The organism is Marinagarivorans sp., assembly GCF_982758155.1.
In genome coordinates, this window is the sequence record NZ_CEXWTU010000371.1 from 1 (window position 1) to 2,844 (window position 2,844).

At 50.7% G+C, this 2,844-nt stretch carries 2 protein-coding genes; both read right to left on the bottom strand.

Annotated features, from left to right (window positions below):
- Positions 1 to 102: 102 nt before the first annotated feature.
- Positions 103 to 1,740: a glucose-6-phosphate isomerase gene (gene pgi / locus AC3A8L_RS20965; protein ID WP_487964226.1), complete on the bottom strand. Its 1,638-nt coding sequence runs from the start codon at positions 1,738 to 1,740 to the stop codon at positions 103 to 105.
- 58 nt (positions 1,741 to 1,798) lie between these two features.
- Positions 1,799 to 2,773: a polyprenyl synthetase family protein gene (locus AC3A8L_RS20970; RefSeq protein ID WP_487964227.1), complete on the bottom strand. Its 975-nt coding sequence runs from the start codon at positions 2,771 to 2,773 to the stop codon at positions 1,799 to 1,801.
- Positions 2,774 to 2,844: the final 71 nt, after the last annotated feature.

Genomic DNA, 2,844 nt, shown 5'->3' on the forward strand with positions numbered 1-2,844 from the left:
CATTCAAGCGCCGGGAGCGCTTGCATAGCGCCCAAGGATGGCTTGAGCGGCCCAGGAAATGATCAATTTGCCGGCCTATTTGAGCATGGCTGAATTGTTACATTATTTATTGGCTTCACAAAAACGCTCAACTAGGCGAGCGGTTGATGAGTCCCAGTCGCCGGGTACATCGGTAGTTTCGATGGCATCGTTAACGTGGTTGCCCAGTAATTTACCGAGTTCAACGCCCCATTGGTCAAACGAGTTGATGTTCATTAATACGCCTAAGGTATAAACCTTGTGCTCGTAAGCGGCAATTAATGAACCCAAAGTTTCGGGCGATAATTTTTCCATCAAAATGGTATTGCTTGGACGGCTGCCGGGGTGCACTTTGTGCTCGGCTAAGCGCTCGATTTCATCTTCACTCGTGCCAGATGCGCGAAGCTCGGCTTTCGTGGTTTCGAGATCGCGGCCGGTTAATAAAGCTTGGCTTTGGGCAACGCAGTTAGCAAACAATAAGCGATGCTGATGATCGATGGGGTGGTGTGCTTTTAGCGTTGCGATAAAATCGATAGGCATTAATACCGTGCCTTGGTGCAACAGCTGGTGGAACGAATGCTGGCCGTTCGTACCTTCTGTGCCCCAAACGATTGAACCTGTTGAATAATCAACTCGGTCGCCATCGCGCGTAACACTTTTACCATTACTTTCCATTTCAAGTTGTTGCAGGTAAGCCGGCAGCATTTGCATATGGTAGGCGTAGGGTAAAACGGCTTGTGCGGTCGTTTCGAAAAATTGGGTATACCAAAAAACGATTAAGCCCATCAATGCGGGGATATTCTTTTCTATCGGGGCTTCGGCGAAGTGCTTGTCCATCGCGTGTGCGCCGGTGCGCAAAGCGTTGAAATTGTCCATGCCCACAGCGAAAGCAATTGGCAAACCAATGGCAGACCATAAAGAATAGCGACCGCCAACCCAATCCCAGATGGGGTAAACATTCTCGGCGGCAATACCAAATTCAACAGCTTTATCAACTTTCGACGAAATGGCAACAAAGTGCTTTGGTAAATCACCTTCGTCACAGCCGCCGGCCAATATCCAGCGGCGCGCTGTTTTGGCGTTTTCGAGGGTTTCTTGAGTCGAAAACGATTTAGAGGCAACGATGAAGAGTGTTGTTGCTGGGTTCAAACCGTTCGTTAAATCGTGAATTTCGGCGCCGTCAACATTGGCGATAAAGTGTAGGTTCACGTGGCCGGTGTGGTATGGCGTTAATGCTTTGGTCACCATGCGCGGTCCAAGGTCCGAGCCACCGATACCGATGTTCACCACATCAGTAATGGCTTCGCCTTTGAAGCCCTTCCACTCTTTGCTGTGTACTTTGGCAACTAGCTTGCTCATGCGCGCTAAGGTTTCTTGAACCTCTTTGTGCTCGGCGGTTTGTGGCTCACCAATGTGACGCAAAGCGGCATGCAGCGCTGGGCGATCTTCGGTGTTGTTGATATGCGCGCCTTTGAATATACGAGAAATGGCGCCTTTAAGGTCGGCTTGTTTGGCTAGCTGAACAAGCTCGCTCAAAATGTCGGCCGACAAATGGTTTTTCGAAAAGTCGAGGTCGAGTCCAGCGGCGCTAGCGCTAAAGCGTGCGGCGCGGGTGCTGTCTTGTTCAAAAAGTTCACTTAAGTGAAGCTTGCTAATTTGGGCTTGGAGCTTTTCCAAGTTCTCCCAGTTGCTGTAGGTTTTGGCTAGAGCATTGTTGGGCATGTGACCCCCTAAAGGTAAATACCGGGTGTAGTGTGTCGATTAATTGTGCTGTTGTGCGTTAGTGATTTCTGGCAACAGCAAATTGCGCAAGGTCTGCCATGGCTTGGGTAAAGCAGTTTTGAGGCAAGTTTTCCAAAGCCTGCTGCGCCTTGTGGGCGTGCGTTTTCGCGGCTTGATGGGTGTAGTCTAGAGCGCCGCAGTCTTTGACGATCTTAACAATCGCTTCAAGGTCGGCGGTACTGCCATTGGTGATGGCGTTGCGAATCAGCGTTTGCTCCTGCTGATTTGCGTGTTTCATTGCGTAAATCAGCGGCAGCGTAGGCTTGCCTTCGGCGAGGTCATCGCCGACATTCTTGCCGAGTTTTTCGCTATCGCCGTCGTAATCTAGCGCATCATCTATTAGCTGAAAAGCAATGCCTAAATGATGGCCAAATAGAAGCGCCGCTTGTTGCTCTTGTTGCGTTGCGCTAGCGAGTATCGCTGCGGCCTCGCAAGCCGCTTCAAAAAGTGCGCCAGTTTTTTTATGAATAACGCTTAAATAGTTTTCTTCGGTAACGTCGGGGTCTTTGGCGTTAACCAGCTGCTGGACTTCGCCTTCAGAAATAACGTTAGTGGTATTCGATAGAATCCCCATTATTGGCATGCTGCCGAGCGCGACAAGCATCTGAAAGGCCCGCGAGTAGAGGAAGTCGCCAACCAGTACGGCGGGTGCGTTGCCCCACTTGGCGTTGGCGGTTAACCGGCTGCGGCGCATATCCGAAACGTCCACGACATCATCGTGCAGTAAGGTGGCCGTGTGGATGAATTCGATAATGGCGGCGAGCGAGTGCATTGGGCGAGCATCTTCTTTTGCCCCAAAACCCAGCGCGTTAGCTGTTAGCAGCACCAGTATGGGGCGAAGCCGTTTGCCGCCAGAATCAACAATATAATGACCAATGTTTTCGACAAGCCCAACATCGGAGTGAAGTTGCTCGATGATTAGGCGATTAGTGGCGGTAAAATCCGCTTCTACTGGGGTTAAAAACGGCAGCATTGCCTCGAAAGCCTCATGTGGGTCAATCAAATGGGTGGGGATGGTAGGGGGCGGGCCGATAACTGTAAATT